Consider the following 611-nt stretch of genomic DNA (forward strand, 5'->3'; position numbering starts at 1 on the left):
CGCCTCGGGCTGAGCGTCCCCGAGGACCTGTCGGTGGTGGCGATCCACGACGCGTGGACGGCCGAGCACACGTGGCCACCCCTCACGACGGTCCGGATGCCGCTGCGCGAGGTGGGAGCGACGGCGCTGCGAGCGGTGGTTGAGAACCTCGCGTCGGGGGCTCGCGCGGACGCCGTGGTGACCGACCCGGCCCCGAACCTCGTGGAGCGGGCGTCGACGGCGGAGCCCCGCAAAAAGAACTGATCTATTCCGTCGATTCCTCGTCGATGTGTGGCTCTGAGCCCTCGATTCCCCCTAGTCATCTGATGAATGTGATGTAGGCTGGGGGAAAAGGAGGCGACCATGCGCACTCGTGCATTGCGGCACGGAACACTGCTCACCGAGATCGGCCTCGGCGCGGCTCAACTCGGGAACCTGTATCGCGAGACGACCGAGGCGGAGGTCGACGAGTCGGTCGACACCGCGTGGGACGGGGGTGTCCGGTACTTCGACACCGCCCCCCACTACGGGCTCGGTCTCTCGGAGCGACGCCTCGGCGCGCGCCTCGCGAGCCGCCCGCGCGACGAGTTCGTGAGCTCCACCAAGGTCGGTCGGGTGCTCGAGACGAGCAC

At 68.7% G+C, this 611-nt stretch carries 2 protein-coding genes; both read left to right on the top strand.

Annotated features, from left to right (window positions below):
* Positions 1-243: substrate-binding domain-containing protein (locus NS220_RS19040; protein ID WP_193755438.1), on the top strand; the 243-nt coding region annotated here is incomplete at its 5' end.
* Between the two features lie 99 nt (positions 244-342).
* Positions 343-611, top strand: a 269-nt coding sequence (locus NS220_RS19045; RefSeq protein WP_193755439.1) for an aldo/keto reductase, incomplete at its 3' end; no start/stop codon positions are given.

It is taken from the genome of Microbacterium testaceum (genome assembly GCF_001476655.1).
GTDB classification, from domain to species: Bacteria; Actinomycetota; Actinomycetes; order Actinomycetales; family Microbacteriaceae; genus Microbacterium; species Microbacterium testaceum_C.